Source organism: Modestobacter italicus (assembly GCF_000306785.1).
Lineage (GTDB): Bacteria > Actinomycetota > Actinomycetes > Mycobacteriales > Geodermatophilaceae > Modestobacter > Modestobacter italicus.
In genome coordinates this window covers 1,878,591-1,897,585 of record NC_017955.1, presented here as the reverse complement: position 1 = coordinate 1,897,585, position 18,995 = coordinate 1,878,591, and the positions used below count along the sequence as shown (strand labels likewise).

The following is an 18,995-nucleotide window of genomic DNA, read 5'->3' as shown; positions in this document are numbered from 1 at the left end:
CGCCGGCCACGACCAGCGCTCCCGGGGCGGACGGAGTCCAGCGTCCGCCCCGCCGCGTGCTGGCGACCCTGTGCGTCACCGAGGTCGTCAGCTGGGGTGCTCTCTACTACGCCTTTCCGGTCGCGCTCGCCTCGATCACAGCCGACACCGGCTGGTCGGCGTCGGCGACCACGGCGGCGTTCTCCGGCGGGCTGGTGGTCTCGGCGCTGGCCGGGATCCCGGTCGGGCGGTGGCTGGACCGGGCGGGCCCCCGGCGGGTGATGACCGCCGGCTCACTGCTCGCCGCGCCCTCGGCTGCGGCGATCGGGCTGGCGCCGAGCCTGGCGTGGTTCGTCGTCGCCTGGCTGGTCGCCGGGGTGGCCATGGCCGCGGTCTTCTACCAGGCCGGATTCGCCGCGCTCACGCGCTGGTACGGGCCCGCCCGGGTCCGGGCGCTCACCACGCTGACCCTGGTGGCGGGGCTGGCGAGCACGATCTTCGCCCCGCTGACCAGCCTGCTGCTCGACCACCTGAGCTGGCGGGCCACCTACCTGGTGCTGGCCGGCGTCCTGGCCGTGGTGACGGTCCCGCTGCACGCCTTCGCCCTGACGCCTGCGTGGACCCCGGCGCCGGAGCGCCAGCACCGCGATGGCGTCCCGGCCTCGGTGCGGTCGATCGTGTCCAGCCCCGGGTTCCTGCTGCTGTCCGGGGCGCTCACGCTCACCGCCTTCGGCATGTACGCCGCCAGCCTCACGCTCATCCCGCTGCTCACCGGGCGCGGCATGTCTGCATCCCTCGCCGCCACCACCCTGGGACTGCTCGGAGCCGGCCAGCTGCTCGGCCGGATCGGCTACGCCCCGCTGACCGCCCACACCACCCCGACGGCCCGGACAGTGACGATCGTGGTCGCGTCCGCGCTGTCCATCGGCCTGCTCGCCGCCGTTCCCGGACCGGCCGTCCTGCTGGTTGTGCTGGCCGTCTTCGCCGGCGCGGTACGTGGCACGAGCACGCTGCTGCAGGCGACCGTCGTCGCCGACCGGTGGGGCAGCGTCCGGTACGGGACCTTGTCCGGCTGGTTCGCTGCTCCCATCACTGGAGCGGCCGCGCTCGCCCCGTGGGCGGGCACCGCGCTGGCCGAGGCCGTCGGCAGCTACCCGGCGACGTTCGCTGGGCTCGCCGCGCTCGTCACCACTGCCGCAGTACTTGCAGCGTTCAGCTTCCGCTCGTAGAGGACGCGGGAGCGCAACCACAGGCATGCCTGGCTCGGTTCCAGCTGCTTGGCCAGAAGGCCGCGATCCGACAACATGGCCAGCCACCGCTTTCAGAGAACAGACAGCGCCACCGGCGTCGGGAGAGACACGACCATGGACGTCGCCCTTGTGTACTTCGATGAGTGCCCGAACTGGCGGACCGTCGACGCTCGCCTCCGCGATGCGCTGGCCCTGGCTGGGCGAAGTGCCGTCACCGTGCGATACCAGGAGATCGAGACACTGGAGCAAGCCGAGGCCGAGCAGTTTCGGGGCTCCCCGACGGTGTTGGTCGACGGTCGAGATCCGTTCCTGGACCGTGATCGCCCGATCGGCCTGTCCTGCCGGGTCTACTGGACCCCTGACGGATCAGCCGGGGCACCGAGCACCGAGCAGTTGACGGAGGTCCTGCGATGAGACTCATCAGCGGCCGCCGATCCGCGTCCACGTCTCACACATGTGGTTGCTGCGGGCGGGAGCTCCCGGAGACCGCTCTTCACGAACTCGGCGGCACTCCGGGTGTGTACATCTGCCGCCGATGCGGGTTGTGGGCGGCGACTCGGATCGGCCGGCACTAGCGGCGGCTGGGCGTCCCAGTCTCTTTATCCGGCGTGCCTGAGTCGCCGACGAGCTCGTCGGCCAGCACCTTCACCCGTGTGGCGATGTCGTCGCGGACCAGCCGCATCCGGTCCATGCCCTGGATGCCACGCGCTGACGGTTCGTCGGTGTCCCAGGTCTGGAAGCGGGTGCCCTCGACCGGGTCCACCTCGGCCTCCAAGCCGAGGACCACGACGACGTCCACCGCACGCACCAGCTGCTCGGTGATCTGCTTGGGCCGCTCGCCGGAGATGTTGATGCCGAGCTCGGCGAGGGACTGGGCGGACTGCTCGTTGACCGCGTCGCTGGGTGCGGTGCCGGCGGAGTGGACGTCGACGGCGTTCCCGACCAGATCACGCATCAGCCCGGCGGCCATCTGGGACTTGCCGGCGTTGTGCACGCAGACGAACAGGACGCTGGGCGTGCCCGTCACGAGGTGGTGCTGACGCCGGGCGCCTGCAGCTCGGCGAGCAGCCCGCGGATGCGGCCCTCGATCTCGTCGCGGATGGGGCGGACGGAGTCCACGCCCTTGCCGGCCGGGTCCTCGAGCGCCCAGTCCAGGTACCGCTTGCCGGGGAAGATCGGGCAGGCGTCGCCGCAGCCCATGGTGATGACGACGTCGGAGGCCTCGACCGCGTCGGTGGTGAGCACCTTCGGCCGCTGGTCGGAGATGTCGATGCCGACCTCGGCCATCGCCGCGACCGCGGCCGGGTTGACCTGGTCGCCGGGGATCGAGCCGGCGGAGCGGACCTCGACGGCGTCGCCGGCCAGGTGCCGGAGCCAGCCGGCGGCCATCTGGGAGCGGCCGGCGTTGTGCACGCAGACGAACAGCACGCTGGGGCGGTCACTCACGGGGTCTTCTCCTTGATCAGGGGGTCGGTTCGGCTGGGAACCGACGGTAGGGCGTCGATGCTGGGCGGTCGGTGTTCGCGGCTCCAGGCCTGGGCGGCCATCTGGACCGCGTCCCAGGGTGAACCCAGCGGTGGGGTGTAGGCCAGGTCGAGGTCGGCGATGCCCTCGACGGTCATGGCATGGAACAGCGCCGTGGCGAAGACGTCGGCCCGCTTGGCGATCTCGCTGCCCAGCCGGCCGACCAGTTGCGCTCCGAGCAGGCGGCCGGTGTCGGCGTCGGCGGTGACCCGGATCGTGATCGGCTGGGCGCCGGGGTAGTACGCCTTGTGGTCGTTGGGGCTGGTCTGGGTGGTGACCGGCCGGAACCCGGCGGCGACCGCCTCGTGCTCGAGCAGGCCGGTGCGGGCCGCGACGAGGTCGAAGACCTTGACCACCTGGGTGCCCACACTGCCGGCGAAGCGGGCGTGCCCGCCGACGGCGTTGGCGCCGGCGACCCGCCCCTGCTTGTGCGCGGTGGTGCCCAGCGGCAGGTAGGTGAGGCCCATCAGCCGGTGGTGGGTGATGACGCAGTCCCCCGCGGCCCACACGTGGGGCAGTCCGGTCGCCATCGTCTCGTCGACGACGACCGCCCCGCCGGCGCCGGTGGTCGCCCCTGCCCCGACCAGCAGCGCCACGTCGGGGCGGACCCCGGCGACGATGACGACCACGTCGAAGGACCGGCTCAGTCCGCCACCGGTTGCCGCGATCTGGCCGTCTGCGGTGCGGGCCAGGGCGGTGACGGACGTGCCGGTGAGCACCTCGACGCCGTGTGCCTCCATCTCAGCCCGGACCAGGGAGCCGAGCTCGGCATCCACAGTGGCCAGGACCTCTGCCGGGCGCTGGGCGATGGTGGTGGCGACACCGCGGGCCACCAGCGCCTCGGACATCTCCACCCCGATGTAGCCGGCACCCACGATCAGCGCCGAACCGACGGAGCGGCCAGTCAGGCTGGCCATCAGGGCGTGGGTGTCGTCGATGGTGTGCAGCAGGTGCACGCCCTCGGCCGGGCCGAGACCGTCGGGACCACCGACGCCGGCGATGGCCGGGACCGCTGGGTGCGCTCCGGTGCCCACGACCAGCTCGTCGTAGGCCAACAGCTCCTCGGTGCCATCAGGATCGGTCACCGCCACCCGCTGGCCTGCGACGTCGATCGCCGTGGCCCGGGTGTTGACCCGCAGGGTCAGCCCGGCCGCCTCGAGGTCGGCGTAGGTGCGATGGGCGAGCGACTGCCAGGGCGCCACTTCGCCGGAGACGTAGTACGGGATGCCGCAGATCGAGTAGTTGGGGTAGGCGTCAGCCACCACGACGGTGACCTCAGCGGTCGGGTCGAGCTCGCGGGCGCGCAGACCGGCGGAGATGCCGGCGTCGCTGCCGCCGATGATGACCAGGCTCCGACTCATGCGCCGAGCTCGGAGAGGAGCCCCCGCACACGGGTCTCGATGTCCGAGGCGATCGCGTCGACGGCAGCGGGGTCCTGGCCGGCGGGGTCGGTGACGCTCCAGTCCAGGTACCGCTTACCGGGGTAGACCGGGCAGGCGTCGCCGCAGCCCATCGTTATGACCACGTCGGCAGCCTGGACGACGTCGTCGGTCAATGGCTTGGGGAAGGCGTCCGTCACCTTCATGCCGCGGGCGGCCAGCACCTCGAGGACGACCGGGTCGACCTCGTCGGCGGGCATGGACCCGGCGGAGCGCACGTGGACGCGCCCCTCAGAGAAGTGCTCGACCATGGCCGCGGCCATCTGAGAGCGCCCGGCGTTCTGCACGCAGATGAACAGCACCTCGGGGGCTTCCTTGACCAGCGCTCCCTTGGCCTGCGCCAGGGCGGTGAGCCGCTCGGTGGCGAACCGGCAGGTCAGCACGGGCAGGTGGGCCTTGACCTTGGCGGTACGACCGAGTGCCGTGTAGGACTCGAAGACCATCCGCTCGACGGTCTCCGGGCTCACCATCCCGGTGAATCGGGCCGACAGGTCCTCGACGTGGCGCCGGAGCACCAGATCGGGGTCCAGCAGCCCCGGGAAGCCAGCGGTGCGCTCGGTCTGGGTCATCGTGATGCTCCCTTGTCGATGCGGGCCGGAACGGTCGGGTCACCGGGGAACCAGCGCCGGGCGGCCCAGAGCGAGACGTAGACGAGCGCGACGAGGACCGGGACCTCGATCAGCGGGCCCACCACGCCGGCCAGCGCCTGGCCCGAGGTGACCCCGAAGGTGCCGATCGCGACGGCGATGGCCAGCTCGAAGTTGTTGCCTGCGGCGGTGAACGCCAGGGTCGCGGTCTTGGCGTAGCCCAGCCGCAGCCGCATGCCCAGCAGGAACGACCCGCCGAACATCAGGGCGAAGTAGGCCAGCAGCGGCAGCGCGATGCGGACGACGTCCCAGGGCTGCGAGGTGATCGCGTCGCCCTGCAGCGCGAAGAGCATGACGATGGTGAAGAGCAGGCCGTACAGCGCGACGGGGCCGATCTTCGGCAGGAAGCTGCCCTCGTACCAGTCGCGGCCCTTGGTGCGCTCCCCGATCGTGCGGGTGAGGAAGCCGGCGAGCAGCGGGATGCCCAGGAACACCAGCACCGACAGCACGATGGCCCAGACGCTGAACTCCGCCGAGGTCGTCGACAACCCGAGCCAGCCGGGCAGCACCTGCAGGTAGAACCAGCCGAGCGCGGCGAAGGCGAGGATCTGGAAGACCGAGTTGATCGCCACCAGGACAGCGGCCGCCTCCCGATCGCCGCAGGACAGGTCGTTCCAGATGAGCACCATGGCGATGCAGCGCGCGAGCCCGACGATGATCAGGCCGGTGCGGTACTCCGCCTGGTCAGGCAGCAGCAGCCAGGCGAGGGCGAACATCAGCGCCGGGCCGACCAGCCAGTTCAGTACCAGCGAGGCGATCAGCAGCTTCCGGTCACCGGTCACCCGGTCCAGCTCGGAGTACCGGACCTTCGCGAGCACCGGGTACATCATCAGCAGCAGCCCGACGGCGATCGGCAAGCTGACGTCGCCGATCTTGACTGCGTCCAGCGCGTCGTCCAGGCCGGGGACGAGCCGGCCCAGCAGCAGTCCGGCGGCCATGGCGGCGACGATCCAGACCGGCAGGAACCGGTCCAGCGTGGACAGCCGAGCAAGGACCGGGGTGTCCAGGTCCGTGTTCGATCGGGGGCTCTCGGCGACGGTGTCGCTCATCAGCAGGTGGCGCCCTTCGGGTCAAGCAATCGACGTCGGTCGATGTCACCCTGTCTGAGGTATCGACACAAGTCAATGAACGCCGCATGATGACCCGGTGAGCACCGAGTCGTTGGCCTATCCGTCGTCGGTGGACGGCGCCTGCTGCGCCCCGCTCGTCCGCCAGGCCCTCACCGCGGACGAGGCGACCGACCTCGCTCGCACGCTGAAGGCGATCGCGGACCCAGCTCGGCTCAGGCTCCTCTCGCTGGTCGCAGCCCACGAGAACGGCGAAGCGTGCGTCTGCGATCTCACCGAACCACTCGGCCTCTCCCAGCCGACGGTGTCCCACCACCTCAAGGTGCTCGTCGACGCGGGGCTGTTGAGTCGTGACAAGCGGGGCGTCTGGGCGTACTTCGCTCTCGTACCCGGGGCGCTCGACTCATTGGCGGCCGTGCTCAGCACCGCCGGCGGTGCGACGGGGAGCAGCGCGACGTTGTCGTCCTCATGCTGAGGCGCAACGTCGGCAGGACGGTGAAGTTCGGACGTAGGCAGGGCCGTCGCGTACACCCCGGTCCGGCATCCTCGGCCGCTGAGACGACCAGCATCCTGGCGCGGGCCGCACAGGCCGTCAGTCCCCATCCAGTCCCCGAGACGCTCAACTGGCGCCGTCCACAACCACTGTTGCTCAAGCGTGGAACCGCAGGTCAACCGCCGGAGCCGCGGTTGGCCAACCATGACAGGAGGCCAGGGGCGAGTTCGCGATGTACTACGACATCTGATCGCCAGGGCCTCACCCAGCCCTGAGCTACACGTGACACCGCCCCCGCCAGGAGTTCCTGGCGGGGGCGGTCTCATGTCCGGGCCGGTGTGGGCCCGGCCTTACTCACGGCCGGAATCGCACCGGCAGGTCCTGGGTCGTTTCGGCGGTGCAGTCGACGGGGGCCGGCAGGTTTTCGGCGATGACGGCCGCGGAGACGCCGCAGACGTTGGCGGCGACACCGATCGGGACCTGGACGGCGACCTCGTTGTTGGTCAGGACGTCCGTGATGTTCACGTTGACCAGCCCGCCGGCGAAGATGGGTGGCTGGGCACTCGCCGGGGCGGACAGGGCGACGCCTCCGATGCCGAGGGCGGCGACGCTGGCCAGGGTGGCGGCGGTTCGACGGATCTGCATCTCGTGTCTCCTTCGTCAGGCCCGCGGGGGGCTGTACGTATGACACGCCCCCACCCCCGCGGCATGACGCGGATCACACAGCGAGCTCGCGCCTGGCCATGAACCCCGGCACCTCGTCCGCCGGCGTCCGGGCCACCGGGATGGCCGGCGCCGCGGCGACCGGCGGGTCGACCGGAGCCGGCCGGCCGAAGAACCAGCCCTGCCCGAGGTCGACGCCCAGGTCCCGGAGGACCACCGCCTCGGCCGCGGTCTCGACGCCCTCCGCGACCACGGTCGCCCCGCCGCCGTGGCCGAACTCGACGAGGGAGCCGACCAGCCTGGTCAGCACCGGGTCGGTGTCGACCCCGGAGACGATGCTGCGGTCCATCTTCAGCACGTCCGGCGCGGTCACCACGATGTGCCGCAGCGAGGAGAACCCGGCGCCGACGTCGTCGATGGCCAGCCGCATCCCGCGGGCGCGGAACGGGGCCAGCGCCGCGGCCAGGGCGTCGTAGTCCTCCACCTGGTCGTGCTCGGACAGCTCGAGCAGCACCCGCTCCAGCGGCAGCCGCTCCATCAGCGCGGCGAACTCGGGCAGCAGCAGCGTGGCCGGTGAGATGTTCATGGCCACGTAGCCCTCGACCGCGGTCAGGTGCTCGGCCGCCCGGTCCAGCGCGACCAGCTCGAGCTCGTGCCCGAGGCCCACGCTGTGCGCCTCGGCGAAGCAGACGTCCGGCGCCTTGCCCCACGCCGCCGGGAACCGGCTCAGCGCCTCGGACCCGACGCGGACCCCGGTCGCCAGGTCGACGATGGGCTGCAGGACGACGAGCGGGCCGCCCCCGGCGAGGACCGGTTCGAGGCGGCCCAGCAGCTCCCGACGGCGCTCCTGCTCGCGCACGCCGGGTTCGATGATCACCGCGGCGGCGGACGCCAGCACGGTCATCAGCGACTTGTCCCGCTTGGTGAGCCCCTTGTCCGTGGTGAGCCCGGCGGCGCAGAAGGTGCCGTAGAGCTCGCCGTCGCTGAGCACGACGGGGACCGACACGTAGCTGCGGATCCTCGGCAGCCGGGCGGCGGGCAGCGCCATCGCCTTCGGGTGCTGCCGGACGTCGGGGATCACCGCGGGCAGGTCGCCGTCCAGGATGGCCTGGCAGAAGGAGGTCTCCTGGCGCTGCTGGTTGCCCTCCTGGAACAGGAACGGCACGGAGGACTCGACGACCTCCAGGTGCTGCGTCGTGCCGTCCAGCCGGCTCAGGAACGCCACCGACAGCTGCAGCGACTCCTTCGCCGTCCGCAGCAGCTCGGCGACCTGCTGGTCGGCGTCCGAACGTCGTCTCTTCACGTGCCCTCCGTCGTCCTCGGTCCTGTCCCATCGACCGGTCGGGGCAGCAGCTGGAGCACCTCACCCGAAGGGGTGCCGCACGGAGGACGCACGGCGTACCGGTGCATGACGCGGGCCGGGCGCCGCCGGCCGCGGCGGATCCCCTGGTCGGACCGCGGGCCGGCCGCGTCATCCCGGGCACCCGGCGGCGTCTTCAGGGGTGCACGACGAGAGACCAGCCGTCACGGCCCCCGGAATCCCCGGCCCGCGGTGGCGGAGGGCGGCCCCTGACCCCGGTCGCCCCTCGGCTGCCACGTGCCCCCTGACCAGCTCGGGGGCACGTGGCCCCGAGCCCGTCGGCTGCCTCAGCCGTCGGTGCGGAATCCCCGCTGCACCATGTCGTAGCTGGACAGCACCTCGAGCAGGAAGTCCGAGGCCGCAGCGGCCACCGCGGGCACCTCGTCGGCCGGGGTGTCCTGCAGGACCTCGATCAGAACGTCGTGGTGCACCTGCACCAGCTGCAGCAGGCCCAGCCCGGCCTCCAGCCCGGCCCGCCCGATCTCGTACGCGGCGTGCAGGGCCCCCTCCTCGTGCCGGGCCAGGTAGCGCAGGAACGCGGCCCGGTAGTTGCGCCGGACCCCCTCGTCGGTCACCGTCGCCCGGCCGGGGACCCGGCCACCCGGTCGCCGAGCAGGGCCAGGCCCTCCTCCAGGTCGAGGGCGGTCTCCAGCACCCCGGTGCGCAGCCCCAGCCGGACCATGGCGATGGCGACGTCCGGCTGGATGCCGACGACGACCGTCGCCGCCCCCCGCAACCGCGCCATGTCACCGATGTCGCGCAGCGTGCTGGTGGCGAAGGAGTCGAGCACGTCGAGGGCTGCGACGTCGATGACCACCCCGCGGGCCCGGTCCCGCCCGATCATGGTGATCAGGTCCTCCTGGAACCGGAGCAGCTGGGAGTCGTCGAGAGCCGTGTGGATCGAGGCGATGAGGAAGGCACCCTGCCGGAGGATGGAGAAGAGCCGGGGCCCTGCGGTCATGGCCCGGCCGCCTCGCTGTCCCGGGTGACGATGTAGCCCAGCAGCCGCTCCGCCTCCTCGAGACCTCCCTGCAGGTCGCCGATGGTGTCCATCCTGCTCAGGTCCACGCCGATCATGACCAGCGTCTGGGCGATCTCCGGCGAGAGCCCGGTGATGATCACGCTGGCCCCCATGAGCCGGGACGCGTCGACCGTCTGCACCAGGTGGTTGGCCACGGCCTCGTCGACGTCGGGCACCCCGGTGATGTCGATGACCACCACCTTCGCCCGGTGCGCCCGGATCCCGGTGAGCAGCTGCTCGGTCAGCTGCCGGGCCCGCTCCCGGTCGAGCACCCCGATGATCGGCAGGATCAGCAGCCGCTCGCGCACCCGGAGCACCGGCGTCGACAGCTCCCGGATGGAGTCCTGCTGCTGCCGGATGACCCGTTCCCGCTCGTCGACGAAGCTGCCCGCGACGGTGTTGGCGATCCGGTTGGCGGCCGGCTCGTAGGCGTCGAGCACCCGGTTGAGCAGCGGCAGGTCCCGTTGGTACTTCTCGAACAGCGACCGGGCGAGCACGTCGCGCAGCAGCAGCACGATGCCGACGACCTCGTCGGTCTCGACCCCCCGGGGGATGATCCGCTCGGACAGGTCGCGCGCGTAGTGCTGGAGCGCCTCGACGCTGCCGGTCTCCAGCACCTCGACGTAGTTGTCGTAGACCGAGGTCGTCTCCGCGGCCACCTCCTGGTTGGTCATGGCCTGGAGCAGGTGCGCCTGGTGGATCCGGGCGACCCACTCCTGGCGCAGCCGGTTCCGGTGCTCGCGCAGGTGCGCGACGAGCTGGGGCAGGAGGCTCTCCTCGTCCGGTGACGCACCCCCGACCTGCCCGCCGGCGATCCGGTCGTCCTCGGTGCTCATACGTCCTCCCGCCACTTGGTCATCGTCACCGTCGTGCCGCGCCCCGCCTCGGAGGCCACGGCGAACTCGTCCATCAGCCGGCGGGCACCGGGCAGCCCGAGACCCAGCCCGCGGTAGGTGCTGTAGCCGTCGCGCAGCGCCTGCTGCACGTCGGGGATGCCGGGGCCGGAATCCCGCGCGGTGATCCTTATCCCCCGGCGCGGGGAGTCCAGCAGTTCCACCAGCACCTCGCCGGCGTCGGCGAAGCGCACGATGTTGCGCACGATCTCGGAGACCGCCGTCGCGATCTCGGTGAGGTCGGTGGCCGGGAACCCGAGCCGGGCGGCCAGCTCGCGCGCTGCCTGCCGCGCCGCCACCACGTCGGCATCCACCCGGACGGCGACCCGGATCTCGTCGTCCCGGCTCCGCCCCCGACCCATCAGCGGCTCGCTGAGCCGGGCGCACAGCTCGCACTCCAGGAGGTGGCGGGCCGCGTCCACCTCGCGCTGCCGCCGACGATCACCGCTGGAGAGGGCGAGCAGCACCGGGCGGCACCGTTCGGTCGGCGGCTCGACCCGGTCCGCGGCGAGCAGGTACTCGACACGCAAACGGGCCCGGGTGCGGTTGAGCTGCGCGGCCACCGCACCAGCGGTGGACCCCAGCTCGGCGGCGAGCGAGTGGGTGTCCTGGCCGGAGACCTCGTGCGCCAGGAGGGTGGCGCGCTCTCGCTCGGACAACCGGGTGAGCGCCTCGGCCATCGCCGTACGGTCCTCCTGCGCGAGCACGTCCTCGTCCGGCAGCTGCGGTGGGTGCAGGTCGACGACCCGGTGCTGGTTCCGCCGCTGCCGGTCCTGGTCGCGCCACATGGTGGCGACCACGTTCCGGGCGGTGACGATCGCGTACGGCTCGACCATGCCCGGCTCGATCCGCGGGACGGCCGCGAGCACCCGGGCCAGGGTCTCCTGCACCAGGTCGTCGGCGGTCGACCGGTCCGGCACCCGGGCGCCGACGACCCGCCGGACGATCGGGATCAGCGCCGCGACGTCGAGGGAGCCGTGGCGCTCCGAGGAGGTGCCAGCGGGCTCGGGGGCCGGCATGGGGGCACGCTACAACCGGCATGGGCCTCACCCGCCCTTGGTCTGCACGGCTCCGGTCCCGGGTCAGCCAGCGGCGGGCCGGCCAGGCACCAGCAGACCAGCACGCAGGAGCTCAGCCGTCTGCCGGCGCGCGGTCGCGCGCTCGCGGAGGACCCCCGCGTACGCCGCATTGGCCGTGCGGCTCGCCCGCCGGTCCAGCACGGCCGCGGTCTCCATCAGCACGGCGACCCGGCGGAGGTGGTCCATGTGCGCGCGGCGCCCGGCGAGCACGCCGTCCTCCGGGCAGCCGCCCCGGTCGTGGAACACGTCGTCGATCACGAACGCCACCTCTCGTCGGGCAGGCCGATCGCCTGCACCGGTGACGACGCACCCGGACCCTGCGCATGACGCGGGACCGGGTCACATGACCCGGTCCCGCGGCGCGCTCACAGGACGAAGAGCATCTCCTGGTAGGTGGGCAGCGGCCACAGGTCGTCGGCGACGACGCCCTCGAGCGCGTCCGCGGCTGCCCGGACCGCGGCCATCGCCGGGAGCAGCGCGTCCTGGGCGTGCCTCGCCTCCTCCAGCGCCGACGTCCCGGCGTCCCCGGCCAGGGCGGTGCGCAGCGCGGACAGCGCGGTGCGCAGCTCCGCCAGCGGCACGCTGACCTCGGCCAGCACCGACAGGTCCGGGTCCACCCCGGCCGCCTTGAGCGCAGCGAGGTTCTGCGCCACCTCGGTCTGGTGCCGCACCGCCGCCGGCAGCACCGACGTCGTCCCGATCTCGAGGGTCAGCCGGGCCTCCACGCCGACGCTCAGCGCGTAGTGCTCCAGGCCGATCTCGTAGCGGCTGTGCATCTCCCGGTGGCTGAACACCTCGTAGGTGCTGAACAGCTCCATCGCCGACTCGCTGATCAGCTCGGGCAGCGCGTCCAAGGTGGTACGCAGGTCAGGCAGCCCGCGGGCGGCGGCCTCGACCTGCCAGTCCTCGGAGTAGCCGTCCCCGTTGAACACGACGGCGCCGTGGTCGGTGATGATCTCCTCGAGCAGCTTCTGCACCGCGGCGTTGAACTCCGTGCCCGCCGCCACCGCCGTCTCCAGCTCCGTGGCGATGTGGTCCAGCGCCTCGGCCATGATCGTGTTGAGCGTGACCATCGGCCCGGCCACCGACTGCATGGACCCGGGCGCGCGGAACTCGAACCGGTTGCCGGTGAACGCGAACGGGCTGGTCCGGTTGCGGTCACCGGGGTCGGTCGGCAGCACGGGGAGGGTGTCGACGCCGATCATCAGCGTCCCCTTCTCCTTCGACGACGTCGCCCCGCCCTTGGCGACCTGGTCGAAGACGTCGGCCAGCTGGTCACCCAGGAAGATCGAGATGATCGCCGGAGGCGCCTCGTTGGCGCCGAGCCGGTGGTCGTTGCTGGCCGAGGCGACCGAGGCCCGCAGCAGCCCGCCGTACCTGTGCACCGCACGGATGACCGCCGCGCAGAACACCAGGAACTGGGCGTTCTCGTGCGGGGTGTCGCCCGGGAGCAGCAGGTTGCCCTCGGTGGCGTTGCCGAGGGAGAAGTTGACGTGCTTGCCCGACCCGTTGATGCCCTCGAACGGCTTCTCGTGGAAAAGGCACTCCATGCCGTGCTTCTGGGCGATCCGCTTGAACGTCGTCATCAGCAGCTGCTGGTGGTCGGCGGCCACGTTGGCGCGCTCGAACATCGGGGCGATCTCGAACTGACCCGGCGCGACCTCGTTGTGCCGGGTCTTGGCGGGGATGCCGAGCTTGAACAGCTCCCGCTCGGTGTCGAGCATGTAGCCCAGCACGCGCTCGGGGATGGCCCCGAAGTAGTGGTCGTCGAACTCCTGGCCCTTGGGCGGCTTCGCGCCGAACAGCGTCCGGCCGGCGTTGAGCAGGTCCGGCCGGCCGAGGAAGAAGTGCCGGTCGACCAGGAAGTACTCCTGCTCGGCGCCGCAGTAGGAGACGACCGCGTCGGGGGTGGCGTGCCCGAACAGCCGCAGCACCCGCTCGGCGTGCCGGGCCATCGACTGCTGGGAGCGCAGCAGCGGCGTCTTGTGGTCCAGCGCGTCACCGTTCATCGAGACGAAGACGGTGGGGATGCACAGGGTGTTTCCGTTCGGGCTCTCCAGCACGTACGCCGGGCTGGTGACGTCCCAGCCGGTGTAGCCGCGCGCCTCGAAGGTGTTGCGCAACCCCCCGCTCGGGAAGCTGGACGCGTCCGGCTCGCCCTGGGTGAGGGTCTTGCCGGCGAACTCGGCCAGCGCCGACCCGTCGCCGGCCGGCTCCAGGAAGCTGTCGTGCTTCTCCGCGGTCAGCCCGGTCAGCGGGTAGAAGACGTGGGCGTAGTGCGTGGCGCCCTTCTCCATGGCCCAGTCCTTCATCGCCGAGGCGACCGCATCGGCGACGAGCGGGTCCAGCGGTGCCGCGTGGTCGATGGTCGCGATGACGGACCGGTAGACCGACTTCGGCAACCGCTTCTGCATCACGGCCTTGCTGAAGACGTTCGCGCCGAAGACCTCCCCGGGCGTCTCCCCCGCGGTGAAGCTGACGGCCGGCGGGACGTAGGCCTCGACGTCCTTGATGGCCTGCAGACGGACGGCGTTCCCGCTCACGGCGGCTCCCTCGGACGGCGGTGCGTGCCGGGGACCGGACGGCACCCGCCGCCCGAAGCTAGGGAGGCCGCGCACCGGTCGTGTTTCCGGACCGTGAACACTGCGTCCTGCGCCCGGGGGCACCGCCTCAGGCGGCGTCGTCCTGCGGCAGCTCGAGGTCGAGGGCGAGCATCGCCTCGTTGGTGTGCAGGCTGAGCAGCCAGGGCCCGGCGACCTCCCCGACCGGCACGCCCGTCTGCTCCGCGACGGTGCGCAGCTGTGCGGCCAGCAGCCGCCGGGCGGCCTGGTAGACCTGGGCGCCGGAGACCGCCACCTGGAGCTCGTCGAGCCACAGCCGGCCGTCCGGCAGCACCCGCACGTCGGGTCGGGCGCCCCAGCCGAGGTCGGCGGCGGCGCTGCCCACCAGTGAGATCGCCGCGCGCAGCTCCGTCACCTGGCGGCTGCGCCGGCTGCTTCCCTCGTGTGCCTCGATCGCCATCTGGTCCTCCTCCGCGCCGTGCCCGGGTCGTCCGTGCGGCACAGCGTGGCGGGCCGGCGGCGGCAGCAGGCGCAGGCAGCGGGTCGGGTGTGCTGCCGGTGGCCTGGCGGGACGGGTGGGGCCAACCGTCGCCCGCCCGACCCGCCCCCGCCCGGTCACCGCAACAGCACGTCCGGCACCGTCAGGGGCGGCGGCTCAGCTCCCGCACCGGCTGGGTGCTCCCGGAGCGGGCCCGCTGCGCGGGGATGAACGGCCGGGTCGCGACCGGTGCGGCGACCGGGAGCGGCGCGGCCGGGGTGGGCACCGGGTCGGGTCGCAGCCAGACCGGCTCGTAGCCCGTCCGGCGCTGGAAGTAGCGGGTGCCGGCGGTGGTCAGCAGCATCGACCCCCGCACGGTCAGCATGCTGACCTCCTGCGCGATCAGCTCGGTGACCACGTGGGTGTGCAGCGGGTAGCGGAGGGTCTGGCCGTCGGGCACGGTCTGCAGCGTGCGCAGCCCGGCCCAGCTGCCGTCGACCACGACCTCGCACACGGCCACCGGGTCCCCGGCGGCGTCGTGGCTGACGGCGAACAGCGGCACCACGCCGGGCAGCGCCCGCGGGCCGGTCAGCAGCGCCAGCGGCCCACCGCGGCGCCGGCCGATGTGCTCCGCGCTGCGCTCCACCTCCGCCAGGGACAGGTCGGTGGTGCAGGTCACCCCGTCGGCCGTGGCGCGGTTGAGGTTGGTGCGCAGCGCCTGCCGCGGGCGTCCGCGCAGGTACTCGGCGCGGGACGCCGGCAGCCGGAGGAGCCCCACCGGGACCCGGTCGACCGGCAGCCGGCGACCGGCGCCGAACCACCCGCGCAGCTCCTCCCCCGCCGGCGTGGCGGAGAAGGTGGCGGTCTCCCGCGGCACCGACCGCAGCAGCTCCAGCAGAGCGGCCGGTCCCGTGCGGGACGCCGCGGCGCGCCAGGTCGACGCCCGGTCCGGGGCGTGCCGGACGGCGGCCAGGTAGCCGGCTGCGGTCTCGATCGCGGGGTCGCAGGCCCAGTCCGACGAGGAGCGGGACGGCGCGGCGGAGGGGGGCATGTGCGTCCTCGGGAGCTGGGGCGGGCGGGTGGGCGGGGCCCGGCCCGCGCGGACGCTGCAGGCGCTTCAGGCCCGCGCGTCCTCCGGTGCTGGAGACCGCGGGCAGTAAAGCAGCGGAACCGTTCCGCTCTGTGACGACACGCACAGGTGGGACGGCTGTGCCCGCCGGCCACCGCTGGACACGGAAACGGCCCCCGACCTGCGAGGTCGGGGGCCGTCCGGGGACCGGTGCGGCGTCAGCGCGGGCGCGCCGCGCCCTCCGCCCGGGTGCTGGGGCGCCGGGGCGCGGCGTTGCGGGCGGCCAGCGGCGTGGCGACGTCCTCCAACGACTTGCCCTCGGCGCTGACGCCCAGGAACGCCGCCACCAGACCGCCGACGGCCATGACGCCGGCGCCGAGCAGGTAGCCGTAGAACAGCGGCCCGCGGCTCTCGCCCTCACCGATCAGCGCGCCGTAGATGACCGGGCCCAGCGCGCCGAAGCACTGCGCGAGGGCGAAGAAGACCGCGATCGCCTTGGCCCGGACCTCCTGCGGGAAGATCTCGCTGACCGTCAGGTAGGCCGAGCTGGCACCGGCGGAGGCGAAGTAGAAGATGATGCACCAGGCGATCGTCTGGGTCAGGGCGTTGAGCACGTCGGCCTGGAACAGGAAGGCTGTGATCGCCAGCAGCACGCCGGACAGGATGTAGGTGCCGGCGATCATCTTCTTGCGGCCGACCGTGTCGAACAGGTGCCCCAGGGTCAGCGGCCCGGCCAGGTTGCCGACCGCGAACGCGATGAGGAACAGCGGCGCCTGGCTGGAGTCGACGTCGTAGAAGTTGCCCAGCACCAGCGTGTAGGTGAAGAAGATCGCGTTGTACAGGAACGACTGCGTGATCATCAGCGTCGCGCCGTAGACAGCCCGGCTCGGGTACTCCCGGAACAGCACGCGGGCCAGCGCGAAGTAGCCGATGTTCTCGGCCGGCTTGAGCCCGATCGCCCGGTCGTCGTCGACCCGGGGCAGCTGCCGGCCGCCCTGCTCGACCTCGTGCTCGATGAGGGTGATCGTCTCCTCGGCCTCTGCCTCGTGGCCGTGCATGACCTGCCAGCGCGGGCTCTCCGGCAGGTGGCGGCGGACGAAGATGATGACCAGGCCGAGCACCGGGCCGAGCAGGAACGCGATCCGCCAGCTCCAGCCCGGGTCCAGCTGGTTGAGGAAGATGTAGGTGCCGAGCGTGCCGATGATCGCGCCGGCCCAGTACGTGCCGTTGACGGCGATGTCGACCCGGCCGCGGTACTTGGCCGGGATCAGCTCGTCGATCGCGGAGTTGATCGCGGCGTACTCCCCGCCGATGCCCATGCCGCTGATGAAGCGGGTCAGGTAGAGGAAGCCGATCCAGAAGGCGCTGTTGCCCAGCGTGAAGGCGGTGAGCCCGCTGCCGATCAGGTAGACGGCGAGGGTGATCACGAACAGCTTCTTGCGGCCCAGCTTGTCCGACAGCCGGCCGAAGAACAGCGCGCCGACCATCTCGCCGAGCAGGTACACCGTGGCGATCAGCCCGGCCGCCGTGGAGGACAGCGCGAGGGTGTCGTCCTCGGTCAGCGTGTCGACGACCGCGCTGGCGACGGTGATCTCCAGACCGTCGAGGATTCAGGCCACACCGAGGGCGATGACCATGCGGGTGTGGAACGGAGACCAGGGCAGCCGGTCGATCCGTGCCGGGATGAGGCTGCGGATGCTGCCGGGCGCCTGTGCCGCGGGAGCAGTCGTCATGGGGGTCCTCCTGTACGAGCGGGACCAGCGACTACCCGGCTGAAAGCACTTGACGCATGCAACCACATGTTCGTCCCGGCTCAACCCGGGCGCCGGACTGCCGATGAGGATCAGGAACGGTCACGTCCGCGCTGGCGGGTCGGGCCGGTGAGGGAGGACACGGATGAGGCGGCGCAGCAGCAGCCAGGCAGCGGAGACCCTGACGCCCGCACAGATGCCCCGCGACGTCGAGGCCGTCGAGGCGGTCATCGACCAGCTCGACCGGGGCATCGCCAACGAGTCGCACGGCCACCTGGTCATCAGCGAGACGCTCGTCCGCGAGCTCCAGCTCGGCTACTGCGCGGTCTGGCTGCCCGGCACGGACGGCTCCTTCCGCCTGCACGGCCAGTACGGCCCGTTGGCCGGCGCGGTCGCCGCGGGTGCCGGTGGGCAGGTGACCCGGATGACGTCGGCCGACGGGTACGGGGGCGAGGCCATCCGCAACCGGAAGGCGGTCGTGCTCGACCTGGGCAGCGACGCCCGCGCCTGCCTGCGGTGGACCGGCGCGCTGGCGGCGGGTGCGACCAGCGGCTGCGTCCTGCCGTTGGTCGAGGACGGCCGGGTGACCGCGGTCTACGAGTACTTCACCGCCGGCGAGCTGCCGTTCTTCGGCGCCCGGAAGGGCAAGTGGGACTCCCTCGGCCGGCTGCTCAGCCACGCCCGCCGGGCCGCGGTGCAGCGCACCCAGCTGCAGGAGACGCTGGACGACCGGGTGGCGGTGACCACGGTGGTGGCCGGCGTCGGTGCGGCCGGCACCCAGCAGACCGCCCTGCGGACGGCGCTGGACACGGTGCGCGAGGCGTTCGGCTGGGCCTACGGCTCCTACTGGGCGCTGGACGAGGCGGCCGGGGTGCTGCGGTTCCAGCAGGAGTCCGGCTCGGCCGGGGAGGAGTTCCGCACGGTCACCCTGGCCGCGTCCTTCGCCGAGGGCGTGGGCCTGTCCGGGCGGGCGTGGCGGGCCCGAGACCTGTTCTTCGTCCGCGACATCGGGGAGATGACCGACTGCGTGCGCGCCCCCGCCGCCCAGCGCGCGGGGGTCCGGTCCGGCGTCTGCTTCCCGCTCGTCGTCGGCGGGAAGGTGATCGGCACGATGGACTTCTTCGTCACCGAGACCATCGAGCTGTCCGAGTCCCGGGCCTCGGCGCTGCGCAACGTGCAGCAGCTGGTGTCCCAGCGGCTGGACGTGCTGCGCCGCACCGAGGAGTCGGCGGCCAACGCCCGGGAGCTGCTGGACACCGTGTCCCGGCTGCGGGAGGCCGCCGGGGACGCCGGCCGGGTCGCGGAGTCCGCGGTCGTGCAGGCCACGACGATGACCGGTGAGGTCGAGGCACTGGACGAGGCGTCGGCGGCGGTCGGGGAGGTCATCCGGATCATCTCCGGCATCGCCGACCAGACCAACCTGCTGGCCCTCAACGCCACCATCGAGGCCGCCCGCGCCGGCGAGCTGGGCAAGGGCTTCGCGGTGGTCGCCAGCGAGGTCAAGGACCTGGCGCGGGAGACGGCGAAGGCCACCCAGCGGGTGTCGGACCAGATCGCCGGCATCCAGGCCAGCAGCAAGGCGGTGGCCTCCGGCATCCACACCACCGGGGAGATCATCGGCCAGCTGGACGCCGTCCAGGCACGGATGGGCGAGGTGCTGGAGGAGCAGGCCCGGATGGCCTCCGCGTTCGAGCGCGCCTGACGGGGCGCCGCCCCGCCGG

General features: G+C 72.4%; 21 protein-coding genes. 4 read left to right on the top strand and 17 right to left on the bottom strand.

What is annotated here, in order from left to right; genetic code table 11:
• Positions 1 to 56: 56 nt before the first annotated feature.
• Together MODMU_RS09260 and MODMU_RS09255 are read left to right on the top strand one after the other, a co-directional pair.
• Entirely contained in the window at positions 57 to 1,208 is a 1,152-nt protein-coding gene (locus MODMU_RS09260) for an MFS transporter (protein WP_014739963.1), read from the top strand.
• A gap of 75 nt (positions 1,209 to 1,283) precedes the next feature.
• Positions 1,284 to 1,643: a DUF2703 domain-containing protein gene (locus MODMU_RS09255; RefSeq protein WP_231851822.1), complete on the top strand. Its 360-nt coding sequence runs from the start codon at positions 1,284 to 1,286 to the stop codon at positions 1,641 to 1,643.
• Between the two features lie 157 nt (positions 1,644 to 1,800).
• On the opposite strand, the gene MODMU_RS09250 is transcribed toward MODMU_RS09255, so the two are convergent.
• Genes MODMU_RS09250 through arsB form a run of 5 tightly spaced genes read right to left on the bottom strand, consistent with a single transcriptional unit; the run spans position 1,801 to position 5,888 of the window.
• Positions 1,801 to 2,256 carry an arsenate-mycothiol transferase ArsC gene (locus MODMU_RS09250; RefSeq protein WP_014739961.1) on the bottom strand — a complete coding sequence of 152 codons (456 nt, stop codon included), beginning with the start codon at positions 2,254 to 2,256 and terminating at the stop codon, positions 1,801 to 1,803.
• Positions 2,253 to 2,675, bottom strand: coding sequence for an arsenate reductase ArsC (locus tag MODMU_RS09245; protein ID WP_014739960.1), 423 nt, complete (start codon positions 2,673 to 2,675; stop codon positions 2,253 to 2,255). The genes MODMU_RS09250 and MODMU_RS09245 overlap by 4 nt, the downstream gene beginning before the upstream one ends.
• On the bottom strand, positions 2,672 to 4,114 hold the full coding sequence (locus tag MODMU_RS09240) for an FAD-dependent oxidoreductase (RefSeq protein WP_014739959.1): 1,443 nt from the start codon (positions 4,112 to 4,114) through the stop codon (positions 2,672 to 2,674). Before MODMU_RS09240 ends, MODMU_RS09245 begins: the two co-directional genes overlap by 4 nt.
• Positions 4,111 to 4,761 carry an arsenate-mycothiol transferase ArsC gene (locus MODMU_RS09235; RefSeq protein WP_014739958.1) on the bottom strand — a complete coding sequence of 217 codons (651 nt, stop codon included), beginning with the start codon at positions 4,759 to 4,761 and terminating at the stop codon, positions 4,111 to 4,113. The genes MODMU_RS09240 and MODMU_RS09235 overlap by 4 nt, the downstream gene beginning before the upstream one ends.
• Positions 4,758 to 5,888 carry an ACR3 family arsenite efflux transporter gene (arsB, locus tag MODMU_RS09230; RefSeq protein ID WP_014739957.1) on the bottom strand — a complete coding sequence of 377 codons (1,131 nt, stop codon included), beginning with the start codon at positions 5,886 to 5,888 and terminating at the stop codon, positions 4,758 to 4,760. The genes MODMU_RS09235 and arsB overlap by 4 nt, the downstream gene beginning before the upstream one ends.
• Positions 5,889 to 5,985: 97 nt before the next feature.
• On the opposite strand from arsB, the gene MODMU_RS09225 reads away from it, so the two are divergent.
• Positions 5,986 to 6,381 (top strand): ArsR/SmtB family transcription factor, encoded by a 396-nt coding sequence (locus MODMU_RS09225; RefSeq protein WP_014739956.1) that lies wholly within the window; start codon positions 5,986 to 5,988, stop codon positions 6,379 to 6,381.
• A gap of 372 nt (positions 6,382 to 6,753) precedes the next feature.
• Here the strand turns inward: MODMU_RS09225 and MODMU_RS09220 are convergent, their stop codons facing one another.
• The 12 genes from MODMU_RS09220 to MODMU_RS30000 all read right to left on the bottom strand — a co-directional run bounded on the left by MODMU_RS09220 (position 6,754) and on the right by MODMU_RS30000 (position 17,256).
• The gene (locus MODMU_RS09220) at positions 6,754 to 7,044 is read right to left on the bottom strand and encodes a hypothetical protein (RefSeq protein ID WP_014739954.1); all 291 of its coding nucleotides are present in this window, start codon (positions 7,042 to 7,044) and stop codon (positions 6,754 to 6,756) included.
• Between the two features lie 73 nt (positions 7,045 to 7,117).
• A complete protein-coding gene (locus MODMU_RS09215) occupies positions 7,118 to 8,365 on the bottom strand; it encodes an EAL domain-containing protein (RefSeq protein ID WP_014739953.1) in 1,248 nt (415 codons plus the stop codon).
• 344 nt (positions 8,366 to 8,709) lie between these two features.
• Positions 8,710 to 8,997: a phosphatase RsbU N-terminal domain-containing protein gene (locus tag MODMU_RS09210; protein WP_014739952.1), complete on the bottom strand. Its 288-nt coding sequence runs from the start codon at positions 8,995 to 8,997 to the stop codon at positions 8,710 to 8,712.
• The gene (locus tag MODMU_RS09205) at positions 8,994 to 9,383 is read right to left on the bottom strand and encodes an STAS domain-containing protein (RefSeq protein ID WP_014739951.1); all 390 of its coding nucleotides are present in this window, start codon (positions 9,381 to 9,383) and stop codon (positions 8,994 to 8,996) included. The genes MODMU_RS09210 and MODMU_RS09205 overlap by 4 nt, the downstream gene beginning before the upstream one ends.
• Complete coding sequence (locus MODMU_RS09200; protein ID WP_014739950.1) at positions 9,380 to 10,279, bottom strand: STAS domain-containing protein; 900 nt, start codon at positions 10,277 to 10,279, stop codon at positions 9,380 to 9,382. The genes MODMU_RS09205 and MODMU_RS09200 overlap by 4 nt, the downstream gene beginning before the upstream one ends.
• Positions 10,276 to 11,355 (bottom strand): sigma-70 family RNA polymerase sigma factor, encoded by a 1,080-nt coding sequence (locus MODMU_RS27605; protein WP_014739949.1) that lies wholly within the window; start codon positions 11,353 to 11,355, stop codon positions 10,276 to 10,278. The genes MODMU_RS09200 and MODMU_RS27605 overlap by 4 nt, the downstream gene beginning before the upstream one ends.
• A gap of 63 nt (positions 11,356 to 11,418) precedes the next feature.
• Positions 11,419 to 11,673, bottom strand: a complete 255-nt coding sequence (locus MODMU_RS09190) for a hypothetical protein (protein ID WP_014739948.1) — start codon at positions 11,671 to 11,673, stop codon at positions 11,419 to 11,421.
• Positions 11,674 to 11,780: 107 nt separating this feature from the next.
• On the bottom strand, positions 11,781 to 13,958 hold the full coding sequence (locus MODMU_RS09185) for a glutamine synthetase III family protein (RefSeq protein ID WP_014739947.1): 2,178 nt from the start codon (positions 13,956 to 13,958) through the stop codon (positions 11,781 to 11,783).
• Positions 13,959 to 14,085: 127 nt separating this feature from the next.
• Positions 14,086 to 14,436 (bottom strand): hypothetical protein, encoded by a 351-nt coding sequence (locus MODMU_RS09180; protein WP_014739946.1) that lies wholly within the window; start codon positions 14,434 to 14,436, stop codon positions 14,086 to 14,088.
• A gap of 181 nt (positions 14,437 to 14,617) precedes the next feature.
• Positions 14,618 to 15,505 (bottom strand): hypothetical protein, encoded by an 888-nt coding sequence (locus MODMU_RS09175; RefSeq protein WP_014739945.1) that lies wholly within the window; start codon positions 15,503 to 15,505, stop codon positions 14,618 to 14,620.
• Positions 15,506 to 15,741: 236 nt separating this feature from the next.
• Positions 15,742 to 17,115 carry an MFS transporter gene (locus MODMU_RS09170; protein WP_331437110.1) on the bottom strand — a complete coding sequence of 458 codons (1,374 nt, stop codon included), beginning with the start codon at positions 17,113 to 17,115 and terminating at the stop codon, positions 15,742 to 15,744.
• Between the two features lie 18 nt (positions 17,116 to 17,133).
• The gene (locus MODMU_RS30000) at positions 17,134 to 17,256 is read right to left on the bottom strand and encodes a hypothetical protein (RefSeq protein WP_014739943.1); all 123 of its coding nucleotides are present in this window, start codon (positions 17,254 to 17,256) and stop codon (positions 17,134 to 17,136) included.
• Between the two features lie 163 nt (positions 17,257 to 17,419).
• On the opposite strand from MODMU_RS30000, the gene MODMU_RS29995 reads away from it, so the two are divergent.
• Complete coding sequence (locus MODMU_RS29995; RefSeq protein ID WP_014739942.1) at positions 17,420 to 18,976, top strand: methyl-accepting chemotaxis protein; 1,557 nt, start codon at positions 17,420 to 17,422, stop codon at positions 18,974 to 18,976.
• The last annotated feature ends 19 nt before the right edge of the window (positions 18,977 to 18,995 follow it).

Coding starts and splice junctions, on each gene's coding strand:
- MODMU_RS09205 (WP_014739951.1), bottom strand. CDS start 9,383: ATGACCGCAGGGCCCCGGCTCTTCTCCATCCTCCGGCAGGGTGCCTTC.
- MODMU_RS09235 (WP_014739958.1), bottom strand. CDS start 4,761: ATGACCCAGACCGAGCGCACCGCTGGCTTCCCGGGGCTGCTGGACCCC.
- MODMU_RS29995 (WP_014739942.1), top strand. CDS start 17,420: ATGAGGCGGCGCAGCAGCAGCCAGGCAGCGGAGACCCTGACGCCCGCA.
- arsB (WP_014739957.1), bottom strand. CDS start 5,888: ATGAGCGACACCGTCGCCGAGAGCCCCCGATCGAACACGGACCTGGAC.
- MODMU_RS09255 (WP_231851822.1), top strand. CDS start 1,284: ATGGCCAGCCACCGCTTTCAGAGAACAGACAGCGCCACCGGCGTCGGG.
- MODMU_RS09180 (WP_014739946.1), bottom strand. CDS start 14,436: ATGGCGATCGAGGCACACGAGGGAAGCAGCCGGCGCAGCCGCCAGGTG.
- MODMU_RS27605 (WP_014739949.1), bottom strand. CDS start 11,355: ATGCCGGCCCCCGAGCCCGCTGGCACCTCCTCGGAGCGCCACGGCTCC.
- MODMU_RS09240 (WP_014739959.1), bottom strand. CDS start 4,114: ATGAGTCGGAGCCTGGTCATCATCGGCGGCAGCGACGCCGGCATCTCC.
- MODMU_RS30000 (WP_014739943.1), bottom strand. CDS start 17,256: ATGACGACTGCTCCCGCGGCACAGGCGCCCGGCAGCATCCGCAGCCTC.
- MODMU_RS09200 (WP_014739950.1), bottom strand. CDS start 10,279: ATGAGCACCGAGGACGACCGGATCGCCGGCGGGCAGGTCGGGGGTGCG.
- MODMU_RS09175 (WP_014739945.1), bottom strand. CDS start 15,505: ATGCCCCCCTCCGCCGCGCCGTCCCGCTCCTCGTCGGACTGGGCCTGC.
- MODMU_RS09220 (WP_014739954.1), bottom strand. CDS start 7,044: ATGCAGATCCGTCGAACCGCCGCCACCCTGGCCAGCGTCGCCGCCCTC.